Source organism: Bacillus sp. FJAT-25509 (assembly GCF_001420605.1).
In the GTDB taxonomy this organism is placed as follows: Bacteria; Bacillota; Bacilli; order Bacillales; family Bacillaceae_G; genus Gottfriedia.
In genome coordinates this window covers 338,490-354,201 of record NZ_LJIZ01000013.1, presented here as the reverse complement: position 1 = coordinate 354,201, position 15,712 = coordinate 338,490, and the positions used below count along the sequence as shown (strand labels likewise).

Genomic DNA, 15,712 nt, shown 5'->3' with positions numbered 1-15,712 from the left:
TATACAACTCTTTATGATGGGTGGGCCATTATGAACAGAAAAAATCAGATTTATGAAGTTTTTCTTCAAAGTAAGGAGCAAGGTTTTACCGCTAATGAGATTGCTCAAAACCTTGGTTTAGATAGGGCAAACGTTAGCAGTGATTTAAATAAATTAGTTAAAGAAGAATTATTAATTAAAACAAATTCTAGACCGGTCGTATTTAAACTACTATCTCATACTTTACAACAATCGAATAAATCTCAAATTAAGATAGCAAGTTCGGAGTATAAATATGAATATTTTTACGATGAAAATATTAGTTTAAGACCTGCCATTGAAAAAGCAAGATCAGCTATTCTCTATCCACCAAATGGTATGCATACATTAATACTCGGTGAGACTGGTGTTGGTAAATCTGCTTTTGCTAAAAGAATGCATGATTACGCAATTCGTTCGAATGTTTTAGAAAAGGATTCTCCATTCATTATTTTTAATTGCGCAGACTACGCTAATAATCCTCAACTATTATTAGGTCAGCTATTCGGTGTACGAAAAGGCGCTTATACAGGTGCAACGGAACAAAAAGGTCTACTTGAGAAAGCAAATAACGGAATATTATTTTTAGATGAGGTTCATCGACTTACTCCTGAAGGTCAAGAAATGTTATTTACGTTCATTGATTATAAGTTGTATAGAAGACTAGGAGAGACAGAAAACGAACGAACATCGAATGTTTTAATCATTTCAGCAACAACAGAGGATCCCGAGTCTACTTTATTATCTACGTTTACACGCCGAATCCCTATGGTCATTACATTACCAGCTCTTCGTGATCGAACATACGAAGAGAGATTAACACTGATTAAACGATTTTTCACGGAAGAAAGTGTTCGTCTAGGAAAAGAAATTGTTGTAAGTGCAAATACTATTCGCTCTTTTCTATTTTATCCGTGTCAAAACAATATCGGACAACTTAAAGCCGATATTCAATTAGCTTGTGCAAAGGCTTACGCAGATTTTATTACACATAAACATGACAAAATACGTATTTATAGTACTGATTTGAACTGGTATGTGAAGGAAGGCTTATTCATTGAAAAAAAAGTGAAGCATGCAGTCACACTATTAAACGAGCATTTCGAGTTTTCACCAACAAAGGGTATAACTAGTAACCAACAATTGGATCATTCTGCAGATACAATTTATGACCGAATTGATACGAAATATGAAGAACTTAAACAACGTGGCGTTGCTCAGGACGAGTTATCCTTACTAATGGAAAACGATATCGAAAGCTATTTTACGCATTATTTAACTTCTATTAATCGTAAACTATCTAGTAAAGAAAATGTCCAAAAAATAATCAAGCCTGAAATCGTTACGCTAAGTGAAAAAGTACTAAAACTAGCAGAAGAAAAATTAAGTAAGAGATTTAATGAAAAAATACTTGTTGCTCTTAGCCTACATATACAAACGCTATTACAACGTATACAGTCAAACAAGAAAATTTATCATCCAAATATTACGCAAATCCGTGATCAATATAAGCATGAGTTTTCCGTTTCAATTGAATGTGTAAAAATGATTGAAGATTTTTCAAATGTTTCAATCCCATTTGATGAAGTAGCATTTATAACGATGTTTTTTGTATATGGAAACGAAGATTATAAAGTGCCTAGTTCAAATGTGAAAGTAATAGTTTTAGCTCACGGTAATGGTATTGCTAGAGAGATGGCAAATGTAACAAATGAGCTTCTAGAAAACGAGGAAGTTATCGGAATTGATATGCCATTAAGTGAGCCACCACAAGATTTTTTAATTCGCGTAAAAGATTATATTAAATCATTAGGCAAATTAAATGGAATTCTACTTTGCATCGATATGGGGTCACTATCTTATATCGGTGACATAATTGAAGCCGAATTTTCAATTCCTGTACGAGTGATTCAAATGGTAAGTACCGCACATGTAATCGAAGCTTCTAGAAAAGCAACACTAGGATATAATTTAGACGAGCTTTATCAGGACGTGCGAAACTTAACTACTTTCTTCATCAATTCTCATTCTAATAAAACGAAACAACCTGAATTTAATCGTTCTGTCATTTTAACTGCATGTCTGACTGGTCAGGGAAGTGCAATAGCCATTAAAAATATACTAGCGAATAACTTGGTCTATGATAAAGAGATGCTAGAAATCGTGCCAATTAGCCTTTTAAATAAAAACGAATTACAAAAAATGTTAAATGATATATCTAAAGAACGAAGTATCGTTTGTATTGTTTCGAATTTTGATATAAATGTTCCATTTAATATGTTCCACTTACAGGATGTATTAAATATGAAGGCTACAAAAAAAATACAAGAATTAATTACTTATGAAGAAACGTACTTAAAAATGGCTGAAACATTACAAGATACGATTTCTTTAAAGGATGCTAAAAAAGTAATTAGTGTGATTAGGCGTGCTTTAAATGATATACAAGCTCAGACTAATAAATTTTTCAAGAATGAAGATTTAATGGGAATTGTGATTCATATGAGCTGTATGATTGATCGGATTCAAAACGCTCAACCTCTAATCCCATTTAAAGATAAAGAAGATAAAATAAATAGTGACTATATGCTATATTTAAAAATTAAAAAAATACTGCAGCAAATTGAGGATGCTTGTGACATTATCATACCTGATGATGAAATATGTTACTTAATGGAATTTTATTCTAGACATGATGAAGACAGCATCAAAAGTATAGTAGAAGACATTTATATTAATAATTGAATTGAGTCAAAAAAGCCAGTTACTTCCAAGCGAAGAAACTGGCTTTTTACATTCTATTTTAATATTTTACTAACTCTACTCCCTTTGGAAGTTTGGCGTTCGTTAAGATATCTAGTTCTGTTAATCTTTCAAAGCCATAAGAAGTACCATTTTTCAAATGATTATCTACTAATGCAGGATGTACCATAACTTCTACCGACTCTATACCGTTAGTTATTCTTTCTTCTATTGTCTCAAAATAGTTTGCTGGAATGTCACTTCCATAAAAATCGGTTAATAATTGATCTGTAAAAGGGGTGATCCCGTCTATTTTACTTTTTGGAGAAATACGGACTGGAAGATCATACTTTTTAGATAGTTTTGCAATAACTGGGTGTAGGATTGGAATCATATGCACATGGTGATGACTATCTAGATGTGTAGGCTTCAAACCAAAGGAAAGGAACTTTTGAATTTGCGCATCCCATTCCTTTTCAACTTCTTCTACATTAGCAACCGGATTGTCATACCAATAACTATTTTTAAGGAAAGCACCATTTTGATCTACGATTGTTTGTAAATCTGTTAATAATGGTTTACCCGCTGTTAATACAAGATGTACTCCTAGTCCTAATGAAGGATGTAATTTCGCTAGTTCGATCCCGTGCTCCACAGCATACATATTCATCATCATAGTCGCTGAGTTCACTATTCCATTCAGATGCGTTTCAATAATGCCATAATTTACACCCTTTGAATAGCCGAAATCATCTGCATTCACAATAAGCTTCGTCATCATTCATTCCCCTTTTTCATTTTTGTATGTTAAAAAGGGACGCACTCATTCATTCGAGCTACATCCCTCTTTTTAATCGTTAATTTGCTGCTACTTTTTCATTTTTGAAGAATTGAGGTAAATGCTCTTTGTGAGCTTCTAACATTTCATCTAGAATTTGTTTTGCTAAATTATCAGATCCAACTAATGGGTTAATACACATAGCAAGTAATGCTGTTTTATAATCACCAGTTACTCCAGCTTCCGCAGCAACACGTTCGAATGATTTAATTTGTTGAACTAAACCGCGTACCGCAACTGGCAAGTCACCCATCGTAAGTGGTTTTGGACCGTCTTTTGTAATAACGGCACTTACTTCAACAGCACAATCATCAGGAATTGATGCAATAGCTCCATTATTCATTGTGTTAACAGGTTGGATATCACCTTTATTGTTATATAATGACGAAATTAATCGGCATGCAGCATCACTATAATAAGCCCCGCCGCGTTTTTCTAATTGTGGTGGCTTAATATTTAAATTAGGATCTTTATATAATTCGAATAATGATTCTTCTAATTTTTTTACAACCTCAGCACGCGTACCATCTTTTTTCGCCGCTTCAAGCTCTTCCTCTAACATTACTTTCGTTTGATAGTAGTAGCGATGATACGGACATGGAATCGCTCCAAGTGCTTCAATAAAATCAGGATTCCAATCCATTGCCTTAATATTTTGCATCGTCATACTTTCAGCAGGGCGTGCAAACTCACTTACAACACGACTTGTTACATCTTCACCATCTAATAATACTTTTGTTCCATAAACCATATGATTTAATCCCATAAAATCAATATGCACACGCTCAGATTCTACCCCAAGACCTTTTGCAATGTTCATGTGAATATGAATTGGTACATTACATAAACCAACTACTTTACGGAAATTTGTATATCTTAAAATCGCTTCTGTTAAAATACCTGTAGGATTCGTAAAGTTTACTAGCCAAGCATTTGGACATAGCTCCTCAATATCCTTAACGATATCTAAAATAACTGGAATTGTACGAAGTGCTTTAAACAATCCACCAGGACCATTTGTTTCTTGGCCAATCACCCCATATTTTAAAGGAATACGCTCATCCTTCATACGCGCTTCAAGTAAACCTACACGAAATTGTGTCGTAACAAAGTCAGCATCTTTAAGAGCAGCACGTCGATCAAGGGTTAAATGAATTTCCATTGGTACCCCTGCTTTTTCTACCATTCTTTTCGCAAGATTTCCAACAATTTCAAGTTTCTCTCTACCTTCTTCAATGTCCACTAGCCATAACTCTCTTACAGGTAGTTCATCATAACGTTTAATAAATCCTTCTACTAATTCTGGAGTATAACTTGAACCGCCACCAATTGTTGCAATTTTAATACCGTTTCTCATTTTCTTCACTCCTTCTATATGATAGTAGAAAAGTAGTCCGGTCATTCTAGGAAACTACTTTTCTAGTTTCTCTTATTTATTTAATTTTTCATGTAGGAAAATTATTTCTGTTACTAAATCTCTCATCGTTAATGCATTCATTAAATGATCTTGAGCATGAATTAATAAGATACTTAATGTGACATTCTCTCCACGTGCTTCACCTTGAATTAAAGAAGTCTGTGCATGGTGCGCATGATTTAATTCTACTTTTGCCTCTTCAATCTTACTATTTGCTTCTTCTAAATTACCCGCTCTAGCAGCTTGCATAGCTTCCATTAGTGAGCTTTTTGCGTTTCCTGCGTGTAAGATTAATTGGAATGCTGTTTGCTCGATTGTCGTTACAGTACTCATTTCGTATCCTCCTCAAACTGCATTACATAGCAGCACTTTGATTATTTGCTGCTTCTTTCATTTTTTTAGATTCCATTCGTCTTTGTAGTGCAACGAAAGGTAAATAAATAACCACAGAGATAACTAAGTTAAATGCCGCTAAGGCTGCACCTGTCCAATGTCCCCCTGTAATTAACCACCCACCTAAAATTGGTGGAGTTACCCATGGAATATTCGTAGTTACTGGGTGAACCATACCTAAAGAAATCGCTGAATATGAAATAATTGTTAAGATAATTGGTGTACCAATGAATGGAACTAACCACATTGGATTTAACACGATTGGTAATCCGAAAAGAACTGGTTCATTAATTTGGAATAAACCTGGTGCCCCACCTAATCCAATCATTTGTTTATTACGTTTTCGATTAATTAATATCATTGAAATGATTAACCCTAATGTAGCACCTGATCCACCTAAGAATACAAATGCATCAAAGAACTGGCCTGCCATTACATTGTATTCACTCCACTTTGTAACACCTTTTGCTGCTAAATCAATATTTTCATTTCCTAAAGCTGTAAATAATGGTGTCGTAATTCCACCTAGTATGTTTGGTCCATGTAAGCCAAGCATCCAGAAGAAATGAATAAAGAATGCAATACCGATTGCAAACGGTAAAGAGTCTGCAGCATTCGTTAATGGCTTAACAAGTACTGAGCTTAACCAATCATTAAAATATACTCCATCCGATAAATATAATCTGAATAACAATCCAACAATCGCGATCACCAAGATTGTTAGCATACCTGGCAATAGCTTCGCAAATGCTTTTGATACTGCTGGTGGTACACCATCTGGTAATTTAATAACTAATTGCTTTACTCTTGATAAGCGAACAAAAATTTCTGTTGCGATAATTGCAACGATTATTCCAGTAAAAAGTGCAGTTGAATTAGTATAAGTAGAGTTCACTAATCCCCAAACACTACCAGTTGCTGTTTTTCCATTTTCTAATGTAACCGTTACTGTATTTAATGATTGTGGCACTAGTACAAAATATGACGCTAATGCGACAAGCATTGCTTCAAATCCTTCATCACCATAAGAACGTGCCAATTTATAAGCAATCCCTACAACTGCGAATACAGTCATAAATGCGAAAGTACCCCACCAAATGTCTCCACCTAATGTCTTCCAGTCCACTCCAAAAAGAGCTTCCATCATCTTGTCGTAACCTTTGATTGCTCCACCTAAATTATTGAATAAAACTGCAAACGAACCGACCATTGTAATAGCAATCATACCGATTAACGCATCGCGTATTGCTAATAAATGACGTTGGTTACCGAACTTTGCTGCAGCTGGCATTATGTATCTATCTACAAAATTCATCATTTTTTAAGACTCCCTTTTGTTTAAAAGTTATGCTACGATCATGACTATTTTTTTAAACTAAGTGCTAATTCTAAAACAGCTTCACCATTCATTAGTCCATAATGTACTGGATTGATTACATCAACTGGTATCCCTTTTGGCTCGGCAACTTTTTTCATTTCAGAAGCTAAATAACGAACTTGTGGTCCTAATAAAAGAACATCTGCTTTATCTAAGTTTTCTTTTGCAGCATCACCTGAAACCGCCCAAATCTTTACTTCAATCCCTTTTGCTTTTGCTGCATCCTCCATTTTAGTTACTAGTAAACTAGTAGACATTCCTGCTGAACAAGCTAATAAAATATTCATCGTTATTCCTCCAATATTAAATATAGTGTAGCGCTTACAAATTTGTTTAAAAGTAAAAAACAAGATTCTTAAGCAACTGCAAATTAATTTATTTTGTACACTCTTTATATTGCAAATGGCGTGCCAACTTTTTCTGACTTATAAAAAAATATATAATTTAATTATAGAAACCTTGCCCTATAAGGATTCATAGACATGAAATCTTTTTTCTTTGCTTTAATAGGAAAGTAACTTAAAACGTCTAGTGTGTTAAAGATTGTTCGTAAATCTTCTTAAATTGTTTTAGTGTGTTATTACTCTGTTAGTGTGTCGTGATTTATATACACTATCATGTAGTGTTTTAAAACACTTTCACGATTTTCACTTAAATTATACATTTTGTTCTAGTAATCTATGAAAAAAAGTGATGTAGAATTAGTCTACATCACTTTTTTATCAAGTATTAAAGTGAAATCTTTTCATGCAAGTAAATAATTTCCTCTACTAAATCTCTTGTTGTTAGAGTGTTCATTAAATGATCCTGTGCATGTACTAAAAGAATATTAATTTTGTATTGTTGCCCTCCTGCTTCACTTTGTATAAGTGAAGTTTGTGAATGATGAGCCAGCCTAAGTTCCGCATTCGCTTCGTTTACTTTCCCACGAGCTTCCTCGAACTCTCCATCACGAGCTTTATACATTGCTTCCATTAATAAACTCTTAGCATTACCAGAATGCAATATTAGCTGAAATGCAATTTGTTCATTATTTGTGTCGGTAGGCATTTGCACTCTTCTCCTTCACATTCTATTATACATTTAATGAATTACTACTTGTCGTTTCTGTTGACTTTCTAGCTTCCATTCTTTCAGCTACTACAACGAATGGTAAGTAAATAACAATTGAAATCACTACGTTAACAAGCGCTAATACTGCACCGCTCCAATGACCACCAGTTGCTAAATAGCCACCTATAACTGGTGGAGTTACCCAAGGGATTGTAGAAACAACCGGGAAAACAATATGCGATTGAACAGCTAAATAAGAAATAATCGTTAAAATAATTGGAGTACAGATAAATGGGATTAACCATACTGGGTTTAACACAATTGGTAAACCGAAAATAATCGGTTCATTAATATTAAATAATCCTGGTGGTGTTCCTAAAGCAATCATCTGTTTATGACGTTTACGGTTAACTAAGAACATCGCAATTAGTAAACCGATTGTAGTACCTGATCCACCCATATATACGAATGCATCTAAGAATGGACCTGCTAACACAGAATACTTATCTAAATCTGTCACACCTTTAGCATATAAATCGATGTTATGGTTACCTAGAGTTGTTAATAAAGGAGTTGTAATACCTCCTAAAATATTTGGACCATGTAATCCAATCGCCCAGAAAAAATGTACAAAGAATGCAATCGCAACTGCAAATCCTAATGAATCTGCTGCATCAGTTAATGGTTTTACAAGAACCGAATTTAACCAATCATTAAAGAATACGCCATCCGAAATGTATAATCTAAACAATAAGCCAACTAATGCAACGATAAAAATTGTTAACATACCTGGTAATAACTTCGCAAATGCTTTTGATACTGCTGGCGGAACGCCGTCTGGTAATTTAATAACTAATTGTTTCACTCTAGCTAAGCGTACAAAAATTTCAGTTGCAATAATCGCAACAATAATTCCTGTAAATAAAGCTGTTGAGTTTAATGAATTCCAACTAATAAATCCCCAAGTTCCACCTGTAGCTGTCTTTCCACCATTTAACGTAACAGATACTGCAGCTAATGATTGTGGAACAAGAACAAAATAACAAGCTAATGCAACAAGCATCGCTTCAAAACCTTCATCACCATAAGAACGCGCTAATCTATGTGCGATCCCAACTACGGCAAATACGGTCATAAATGCAAATGTTCCCCACCAAATATCACTACCTAGTGTTTTCCAGTTTGCACCAAAGACTGTTTCCATCATTTTATCGTAGCCATGGATTGCGCCACCTAAGTTATTAATAAGTACAGCAAAAGCTCCAATCATCGTAATGGCAATCATACCAATTAACGCATCACGGATCGCTAACAAATGACGTTGATTACCAAACTTCGCTGCAGCAGGCATTATATACTTCTCAGCAAAACGCATCATTTTAATGCACCTTCTTTTCTCTCTAGATTTTTAATTCCCCGTTTTATTTTTTCAAATTTAAAGCCATTTCTAAAACAGCTTCCCCATTCATCAATCCATAATGTACTGGATTAATCGTATCTACTGGTATTCCTTTAGGTTCAGCCAGCTTCTTCATTTCTGAAGCTAGATAACGAACCTGTGGACCAAGTAGTAATACATCCGCTTTGGCTAAATTTTCTTTTGCCTCATCACCAGCAACAGCCCATATTGTTGCCTGAATTCCTTTTGCCTTAGCTACTTGTTCCATTTTTGTAACTAGTAGACTAGTCGACATTCCTGCAGAACATACCAATAAGATATTCATCCTACACCTCCTCAATTTTCCTCATCGATGAAACGCTTACATTTTTACAAATAATGACAAAAGAATTACGCGTTACAAGGACAAGTTGTGAATCAATTTAAATATTGCAAAATCTGTGCCAATATTCTAAAAAATCTATTTATTTGAAGGCTCAACAAAAAAAACCTTGAAGATCCAAGGTTTTCAAAACATAATATTTTTCCTAAAATAATAGTGTTTTATAAGTGTGTAATCATAATCAGTACTGTGTTTAAAAATTACACAGTAGTGTGTTGCGAAATACCCAATATAGGATATCTTCTAAGCTGAAGTGTGTCATTCAATAACACATTAACATTAATCTTCAACTGTTAAATGGGTTTTACAAAATTTGAATACTTCTTTTTCTTCATCTTCTTCCAAATCAAAATCTAAATACTGATTTGATTCAGCTTCATACAAGTCATATTTAATTAATTTCGACTCGTCACCATTTACTCCGAAAAGCGCTTTTATGTATATACCTTTTTCATTATATAATTCATCATCCTCTGGTACATTGATATAAAGAATAAACTCATATCGATCACCTTCAATGATACCAAATGGATCTTTTATTTCTTCTACAGTGTATTCTGTAATCGTTAACACAAAAACATTCCCTTCAATTATAATATGTACTATTATACACAAAGAAATGAACAAAAAGAAAGACGCCTGCCGCAGCAGACGTCTTGATGCGTTTGAGGCGAGAGACCGGGCGGCCACATCCGCGCGTTTAGCTTGCGCATATCTCTCGTCTTACTCAAATTAGCTCATCGCAAAGAGTAATATAACATATATTTAGAAAAAGGGAAAGAGGAAAAAAATAGAAGTAGCAAAAGAACCGATTAATTTTATAAAAATAAAATCACTCGGCTCTTTTTATAGTAAATTTAAAATGATTTTAAGCATTCTCTAGTTTAAAAACAGAATTTAATGATTTTTAGATCGATGCAGTATTTTTTCTTTTTAGATGTTGAGTACAATTTATAAGTTTCATTAAACTTTAGTTCTCTTTCCATTTCTTCTTTATTAAACCTTGCCATTTCCTCAAGAATCCAAGAATTCATTTCCATATGAATGACCTCCTTTTATTTACTTTAAATATATGAATTTAAGTAAAGGGAACCCATTCTTCATTGGATGGAGTTTTAGTACATCTTTAGTTGTAGGGAAAGGATAGGATTTAGGGCTGAGATTATGTGTTTAACTGAGGAAAAATAAAAACCGAGTGATAGATCTGTAAATTTACAGATTTTATCACTCGGTTTATTCTTTAAGCGCGCTCGACAGGATTCGAACCTGCGACACACGGTACCGGAAACCGATGCTCTATCCAACTGAGCTACGAACGCATGATATTTAAAAGTAAAATATGTATATTGTTTTTGTCGCTCCAATCTAAGTAGATAATTGCAAGGTGTGGCTCGATTGGTGCGCTGATATTTCGCTATGTAGCTTATTCGTAAGTTTATAAGAAAATCTTATATTTTATTATATCGTTAGAATGTTCTGACCGCAATGATTTAGGTTTCTTTTTGATTAGGAAAAAGAAGAAGATGCACTTTGGAATGGTTTGTGTGTGTTTTCTTCTATAAATTTTGATTTATACGTTTTTCTTTTTTGATTTGATGACTTGTTGGTACCGGTAAATGCCTTGAAACTCATCATCCTCTAAATACAGTGGACACCCTGAGATTATATTTAATTCTAATAAACTTTATTAATTGTTTTTTCAGAGGTTAAAAAATTTAGAACAAAGTTTAGATTAATAATTCCAAATGATTAGTTTATAAGTTCTTGTTTGATCTTAATTAAGATACTATTATTTTACGCTAAGTAAAGGATATTAAAGTAGCTTTTTATCGTAAACTTTTTTCGTTGGAAAAGTTGATTGGAACGGAGGGGTGCTCGACTCCTATGGGATAAGCGGGAAGGCTGAGACCCCGCAGGCTTACCGAGGAGGCTCAGGTCTCGCCCCATGGAAAGCGAGCACCCCGTAGTGGAAATCAACATCACTCTACTCCTTTTACGAAAATTAGTAATTTAACATGGCCCTGTTTTCAAACAAGAATATACTCGAATCATTAAGTTATTAGTTTTTTAACTAATCAAAAGAAAAACTACATAAAGTTACGTTTAATAATAGGAAAAGTCGTTAATGATGTTGAAGTATTAGATAAATAGATATGTTATAAAAGGTCAATATTTTTTAGTTAAAATAATACATTAAATATAGCATCTCTTTTATTTGACCTTTTCTGACCTTAAAGGTATTATTGTATTAATCATTCATTTGTTTTAAACAAGGAGGAGAAAAAATGAATTTAATTCCTACAGTTATTGAACAAACAAGTCGTGGTGAGCGTGCGTATGATATATACTCTCGTCTATTAAAAGACCGCATCATCATGTTAGGTAGCGCAATCGATGATAACGTAGCTAACTCAATCGTTTCACAACTTTTATTTTTAGCAGCAGAAGATCCAGATAAGGATATTTCATTATACATAAATAGTCCAGGAGGAAGTATTACTGCTGGTATGGCTATTTATGATACGATGAACTTCATTAAGCCTCAAGTATCTACAATTTGTATTGGTATGGCGGCTTCAATGGGTGCTTTCTTATTATCTGCTGGGGAAAAAGGTAAGAGATATGCTCTTCCAAATGCAGAAGTTATGATTCACCAACCATTAGGTGGTGCTCAAGGTCAAGCTACCGAAATCGAAATTGCAGCTAAGCGAATCTTGTTCTTACGTGATAAATTAAACAAAATTCTTGCAGATCGTACTGGTCAACCATTAGATACGATCGAGCGTGATACAGAGCGTGATAACTTTATGACTGCAGACCGTGCATTAGAATACGGATTAATTGATAAAGTAATTTCTAATACTGCAGCTATTAAATAATAATAAAAAACTAGCCGTAATTTTTCGGCTAGTTTTTTTATTAGAAAAAAAAGTTGGACATCCAACTTGTGAATGTCCAATTACATTAAATTTCTTCCCCAATAAAGTCCATTACTGCTTCCATCGCTTCAACTTCATCGTCGCCAGAAATAGTAATTACTATTTCTTCTCCATGAGGTACAGCTAGACTCATAACACCCATAATACTCTTAACGTTTACTTGTTTACCTTTGTAAGCTAATAATACTTCTGAACGAAATCTCGTAGCAACTTGAACAAATTGCGCTGCTGGACGAGCCTGTATTCCTGTTTCTAATAGTACTCTCCCTTTTTTCTCAATCATTTTTTCTTCCCTCTTAACTTTTATTTTATTTTTATTGATTCTCCCGCTCTTAATTTATCAGCTATTTCATCAATTTTACGTAGTCGATGATTGATTCCTGATTTACTAATTGCACCGCTAGATACCATTTCACCTAACTCTTTTAATGTTACATCCTCATACGCTACTCGAAGTTCTGCAATTTCACGTAGCTTTGGTGGTAATATATCTAAACCAACAGAGTTTTGGATATAACGTATATTTTCAATTTGCCTGAAGGCTGCACTGATCGTTTTATTTAAGTTCGCAGTTTCACAATTTACTAGACGATTAACACTGTTTCTCATATCTCTTACAATGCGGATATCTTCAAACCTTAATAAAGCTGAATGAGCACCAACAACGTTTAAAAACTCAGTAATTTTTTCTGCTTCCTTTAAGTACGTAATATAACCTTTACGTCTCTCCAGTGTTTTAGCATTTAATCCGAATTCATTCATTAGACGACAAATTTCTTCCGTATGCTCTTTATATAGTGAAAAAATTTCTAAATGATATGAAGATGTCTCTGGATTATTTACCGAACCACCAGCTAGAAAAGCACCTCTTAAATAGGAGCGTTTACAACATTTCTTCGCAATTAGCTCTTTCGCTATTTCATTTGTAAAGGTAAATCCTTCACCAGTTATATAAAGATCATTTAAAATATGTTTCGCTTCTTCTTTTATTCGAACAATATATACATTGTTCTTTTTAAGACGCATTTTTTTACGAACGAGCAATTCAACGTCCACATCATAAACACGTTTAATTAATACATATATTCTTCTAGCAATTGCTGCATTTTCAGTAACTACATCTACAATAAATTGGCGATTCGCAATTGATAATGAACCATTCATTCGAATTAAAGAGGATAGCTCAGATTTTGAACAACAATCTTTGATCTCAATCGTTGTTAATTCTTTTTTCGTTTCTGATGCAAAGGACATTTGAATCACCCCCTCCTTCTAGCTCTAAATATTTTTTCATTATTCTTTTATTTTTGTCGGGATTAGGTCACATAAGATTTCAGCTAATTTTACAGTATCATGCCTAATCACATTATCATCATATTTAACGATCGACTTATGAACTATTTCTAGATTTAAAGATTTTAGCTCATTTATATCTAGTTTTACTTGTTGGGCATGTTCTTCTTTATAAAGTTCTAAAATATTTTTTGGCATCATGCCTTCATTTACAATAATTGTATCGATAAAACTTGAGTCTAAATGTTCGTATAGAGCCTTTACATGGTCACTAGCTGTATAATGCAAAGTTTCACCCGCTTGAGTCATCACATTACATACATATACTTTTTTAGCTTTTGAATTTATAACAGCCTTCCCAATTTTAGTAACTAATAGATTAGGAAGGATACTCGTATATAAACTACCCGGTCCAATTACAATTAAGTCAGCACGACTAATTTCATCAAGTGCCTCTTTTAAAGGTTCAACATTTCCTGGTGCTAAAAATACTCTTTTAATCTTCTTACCAGAATAAGGAATTTTTGATTCACCTGAAACAATTGTACCGTCTTCTAATTCAGCTTTTAATACGACACTTTGATTAGCTGCTGGTATAACTTTACCTCTAACATTTAATACCCTTCTCATTTCAATGATTGCACGATAAAAATCACCTGTAATTGCAGTCATTGCACTTAGCATTAAATTACCAAGAGAATGTCCAGAAAGGTCTCCAGATGTAGCAAAGCGATGTTGGAATAATTCTTCCAACATCGGTTCCACATCTGATAACGCGGCAAGTACATTTCGTACATCACCAGGCGGTGGAATTTTTAACTCGTCACGTAATCGTCCAGAGCTACCACCATCATCTGCGACTGTAACGATAGCGGTAATATCAACGGGATGTTTTTTTAACCCGCGAACTAAAACAGATAGTCCAGTTCCGCCTCCAATTATTACTATTTTCGAACGTTGACTAATCATTACTTATGACTCCTTTTTTCAACGTCCCGATGGCTAATATTCGTATCATATTGATCTTTAAAGTAGTTAGCTAAATACTCTGCTAAAGTAACAGAGCGATGCTGTCCACCCGTACATCCGATCGCAATGATTAATTGTCGTTTACCTTCTCTTTTATATTGAGGTAACATAAAACTAATTAAATCAATTAATTTCAGCATAAATTCGGTTGTCTCATTAAATTTAAGAACATAAGAGGATACTTCTTGATCTAAGCCAGTTAAAGGACGCATTGATTCAATGTAAAATGGGTTTGGTAAAAATCGTACGTCAAATACTAAATCCGCATCAATCGGTATTCCGTACTTAAAACCGAATGACTGAATATTTACAGAGAAACCTTCTTGTTCATTTTCTCTAAATTGTTCAATTATTTTTTCTCGTAATATTTTAGGTTTTAAATCTGATGTATCATAAATTAATTGTGCACGCCCTTTTACCTCAGCTAAAAGAGTACGCTCCAACTCAATTCCTTTTAATGGAGATCCCGTTGGAGAAAGGGGATGTGAACGACGAGTTTCTTTGTAGCGAGTAACAAGTGCAGCGTTCGTTGCATCTAAAAATAAAATTTGAGGGATGATTGATGGAGTAGACATTAATTGATCTAATGAATTCCCTAACTGATCAAAAAATTCTCTTCCTCGTAAATCCATAACAAGAGCAACTTTATCTGTTGTATTGTGATCCGGGTCCTTTAATAGCTCTACAAATTTTGGAAGTAGAGCAGGAGGAAGATTATCAACACAGAAATAACCGATATCTTCTAACGCTTGAACAACGACAGTCTTTCCAGCCCCTGACATTCCAGTTATAATAACCATTTTTACATGTGATCTTGTAGGCATTTAACTC

General features: G+C 34.0%; 16 protein-coding genes and 1 tRNA gene. 2 read left to right on the top strand and 15 right to left on the bottom strand.

Going from position 1 to position 15,712, the window contains the following annotated elements; translation table 11 throughout:
- The first annotated feature begins 30 nt into the window (after positions 1 to 30).
- On the top strand, positions 31 to 2,763 hold the full coding sequence (locus AN960_RS09030; protein WP_056469870.1) for a sigma-54-dependent transcriptional regulator: 2,733 nt from the start codon (positions 31 to 33) through the stop codon (positions 2,761 to 2,763).
- A 58-nt stretch (positions 2,764 to 2,821) separates the two neighbouring features.
- Here the strand turns inward: AN960_RS09030 and chbG are convergent, their stop codons facing one another.
- The 11 genes from chbG to AN960_RS08980 form a co-directional block, all read right to left on the bottom strand.
- The gene (gene chbG, locus AN960_RS09025; RefSeq protein ID WP_056469868.1) at positions 2,822 to 3,538 is read right to left on the bottom strand and encodes a chitin disaccharide deacetylase; all 717 of its coding nucleotides are present in this window, start codon (positions 3,536 to 3,538) and stop codon (positions 2,822 to 2,824) included.
- Between the two features lie 79 nt (positions 3,539 to 3,617).
- Entirely contained in the window at positions 3,618 to 4,955 is a 1,338-nt protein-coding gene (locus AN960_RS09020; protein ID WP_056469865.1) for a 6-phospho-beta-glucosidase, read from the bottom strand.
- Positions 4,956 to 5,027: 72 nt separating this feature from the next.
- Complete coding sequence (locus AN960_RS09015) at positions 5,028 to 5,348, bottom strand: PTS sugar transporter subunit IIA (protein WP_056469863.1); 321 nt, start codon at positions 5,346 to 5,348, stop codon at positions 5,028 to 5,030.
- 22 nt (positions 5,349 to 5,370) lie between these two features.
- Positions 5,371 to 6,726 carry a PTS sugar transporter subunit IIC gene (locus AN960_RS09010; RefSeq protein ID WP_056469860.1) on the bottom strand — a complete coding sequence of 452 codons (1,356 nt, stop codon included), beginning with the start codon at positions 6,724 to 6,726 and terminating at the stop codon, positions 5,371 to 5,373.
- A 44-nt stretch (positions 6,727 to 6,770) separates the two neighbouring features.
- On the bottom strand, positions 6,771 to 7,073 hold the full coding sequence (locus tag AN960_RS09005) for a PTS sugar transporter subunit IIB (protein WP_056469857.1): 303 nt from the start codon (positions 7,071 to 7,073) through the stop codon (positions 6,771 to 6,773).
- 442 nt (positions 7,074 to 7,515) lie between these two features.
- A complete protein-coding gene (locus AN960_RS09000; RefSeq protein ID WP_056469854.1) occupies positions 7,516 to 7,836 on the bottom strand; it encodes a PTS lactose/cellobiose transporter subunit IIA in 321 nt (106 codons plus the stop codon).
- 25 nt (positions 7,837 to 7,861) lie between these two features.
- Positions 7,862 to 9,217: a PTS sugar transporter subunit IIC gene (locus tag AN960_RS08995; protein WP_056469850.1), complete on the bottom strand. Its 1,356-nt coding sequence runs from the start codon at positions 9,215 to 9,217 to the stop codon at positions 7,862 to 7,864.
- Between the two features lie 43 nt (positions 9,218 to 9,260).
- A complete protein-coding gene (locus tag AN960_RS08990; RefSeq protein WP_056469848.1) occupies positions 9,261 to 9,563 on the bottom strand; it encodes a PTS sugar transporter subunit IIB in 303 nt (100 codons plus the stop codon).
- Positions 9,564 to 9,899: 336 nt separating this feature from the next.
- Positions 9,900 to 10,193 carry a DUF6509 family protein gene (locus tag AN960_RS08985; RefSeq protein WP_056469845.1) on the bottom strand — a complete coding sequence of 98 codons (294 nt, stop codon included), beginning with the start codon at positions 10,191 to 10,193 and terminating at the stop codon, positions 9,900 to 9,902.
- A 311-nt stretch (positions 10,194 to 10,504) separates the two neighbouring features.
- Entirely contained in the window at positions 10,505 to 10,660 is a 156-nt protein-coding gene (locus tag AN960_RS24415) for a hypothetical protein (RefSeq protein ID WP_156339647.1), read from the bottom strand.
- 205 nt (positions 10,661 to 10,865) lie between these two features.
- A tRNA-Arg gene (locus AN960_RS08980) sits at positions 10,866 to 10,939 on the bottom strand.
- Positions 10,940 to 11,905: 966 nt separating this feature from the next.
- Between AN960_RS08980 and clpP the strand changes: the two genes are divergently transcribed.
- Positions 11,906 to 12,499, top strand: coding sequence for an ATP-dependent Clp endopeptidase proteolytic subunit ClpP (gene clpP / locus AN960_RS08975; protein ID WP_025568718.1), 594 nt, complete (start codon positions 11,906 to 11,908; stop codon positions 12,497 to 12,499).
- 85 nt (positions 12,500 to 12,584) lie between these two features.
- Here the strand turns inward: clpP and AN960_RS08970 are convergent, their stop codons facing one another.
- The 4 genes from AN960_RS08970 to rapZ are packed head-to-tail and all read right to left on the bottom strand — an operon-like array spanning position 12,585 to position 15,705.
- Positions 12,585 to 12,842: an HPr family phosphocarrier protein gene (locus AN960_RS08970; RefSeq protein WP_056469843.1), complete on the bottom strand. Its 258-nt coding sequence runs from the start codon at positions 12,840 to 12,842 to the stop codon at positions 12,585 to 12,587.
- A 20-nt stretch (positions 12,843 to 12,862) separates the two neighbouring features.
- Positions 12,863 to 13,813 (bottom strand): DNA-binding protein WhiA, encoded by a 951-nt coding sequence (gene whiA, locus AN960_RS08965; RefSeq protein ID WP_056469831.1) that lies wholly within the window; start codon positions 13,811 to 13,813, stop codon positions 12,863 to 12,865.
- 39 nt (positions 13,814 to 13,852) lie between these two features.
- A complete protein-coding gene (mgfK, locus tag AN960_RS08960; RefSeq protein WP_056469830.1) occupies positions 13,853 to 14,821 on the bottom strand; it encodes a gluconeogenesis morphogenetic factor MgfK in 969 nt (322 codons plus the stop codon).
- Entirely contained in the window at positions 14,821 to 15,705 is an 885-nt protein-coding gene (gene rapZ / locus AN960_RS08955) for an RNase adapter RapZ (RefSeq protein WP_056469828.1), read from the bottom strand. The genes mgfK and rapZ overlap by 1 nt, the downstream gene beginning before the upstream one ends.
- Between the last annotated feature and the right edge of the window lie 7 nt (positions 15,706 to 15,712).

Excerpts from the sequence above, each read along its gene's own strand:
- AN960_RS09005 (WP_056469857.1), bottom strand. The coding sequence starts at position 7,073 with ATGAATATTTTATTAGCTTGTTCAGCAGGAATGTCTACTAGTTTACTA.
- whiA (WP_056469831.1), bottom strand. The coding sequence starts at position 13,813 with ATGTCCTTTGCATCAGAAACGAAAAAAGAATTAACAACGATTGAGATC.
- clpP (WP_025568718.1), top strand. The coding sequence starts at position 11,906 with ATGAATTTAATTCCTACAGTTATTGAACAAACAAGTCGTGGTGAGCGT.
- AN960_RS09010 (WP_056469860.1), bottom strand. The coding sequence starts at position 6,726 with ATGATGAATTTTGTAGATAGATACATAATGCCAGCTGCAGCAAAGTTC.
- mgfK (WP_056469830.1), bottom strand. The coding sequence starts at position 14,821 with ATGATTAGTCAACGTTCGAAAATAGTAATAATTGGAGGCGGAACTGGA.
- AN960_RS08990 (WP_056469848.1), bottom strand. The coding sequence starts at position 9,563 with ATGAATATCTTATTGGTATGTTCTGCAGGAATGTCGACTAGTCTACTA.
- rapZ (WP_056469828.1), bottom strand. The coding sequence starts at position 15,705 with ATGCCTACAAGATCACATGTAAAAATGGTTATTATAACTGGAATGTCA.
- AN960_RS08995 (WP_056469850.1), bottom strand. The coding sequence starts at position 9,217 with ATGATGCGTTTTGCTGAGAAGTATATAATGCCTGCTGCAGCGAAGTTT.
- AN960_RS24415 (WP_156339647.1), bottom strand. The coding sequence starts at position 10,660 with ATGGAAATGAATTCTTGGATTCTTGAGGAAATGGCAAGGTTTAATAAA.
- AN960_RS09015 (WP_056469863.1), bottom strand. The coding sequence starts at position 5,348 with ATGAGTACTGTAACGACAATCGAGCAAACAGCATTCCAATTAATCTTA.
- AN960_RS09000 (WP_056469854.1), bottom strand. The coding sequence starts at position 7,836 with ATGCCTACCGACACAAATAATGAACAAATTGCATTTCAGCTAATATTG.
- AN960_RS09020 (WP_056469865.1), bottom strand. The coding sequence starts at position 4,955 with ATGAGAAACGGTATTAAAATTGCAACAATTGGTGGCGGTTCAAGTTAT.
- AN960_RS08970 (WP_056469843.1), bottom strand. The coding sequence starts at position 12,842 with ATGATTGAGAAAAAAGGGAGAGTACTATTAGAAACAGGAATACAGGCT.
- AN960_RS09030 (WP_056469870.1), top strand. The coding sequence starts at position 31 with ATGAACAGAAAAAATCAGATTTATGAAGTTTTTCTTCAAAGTAAGGAG.
- chbG (WP_056469868.1), bottom strand. The coding sequence starts at position 3,538 with ATGACGAAGCTTATTGTGAATGCAGATGATTTCGGCTATTCAAAGGGT.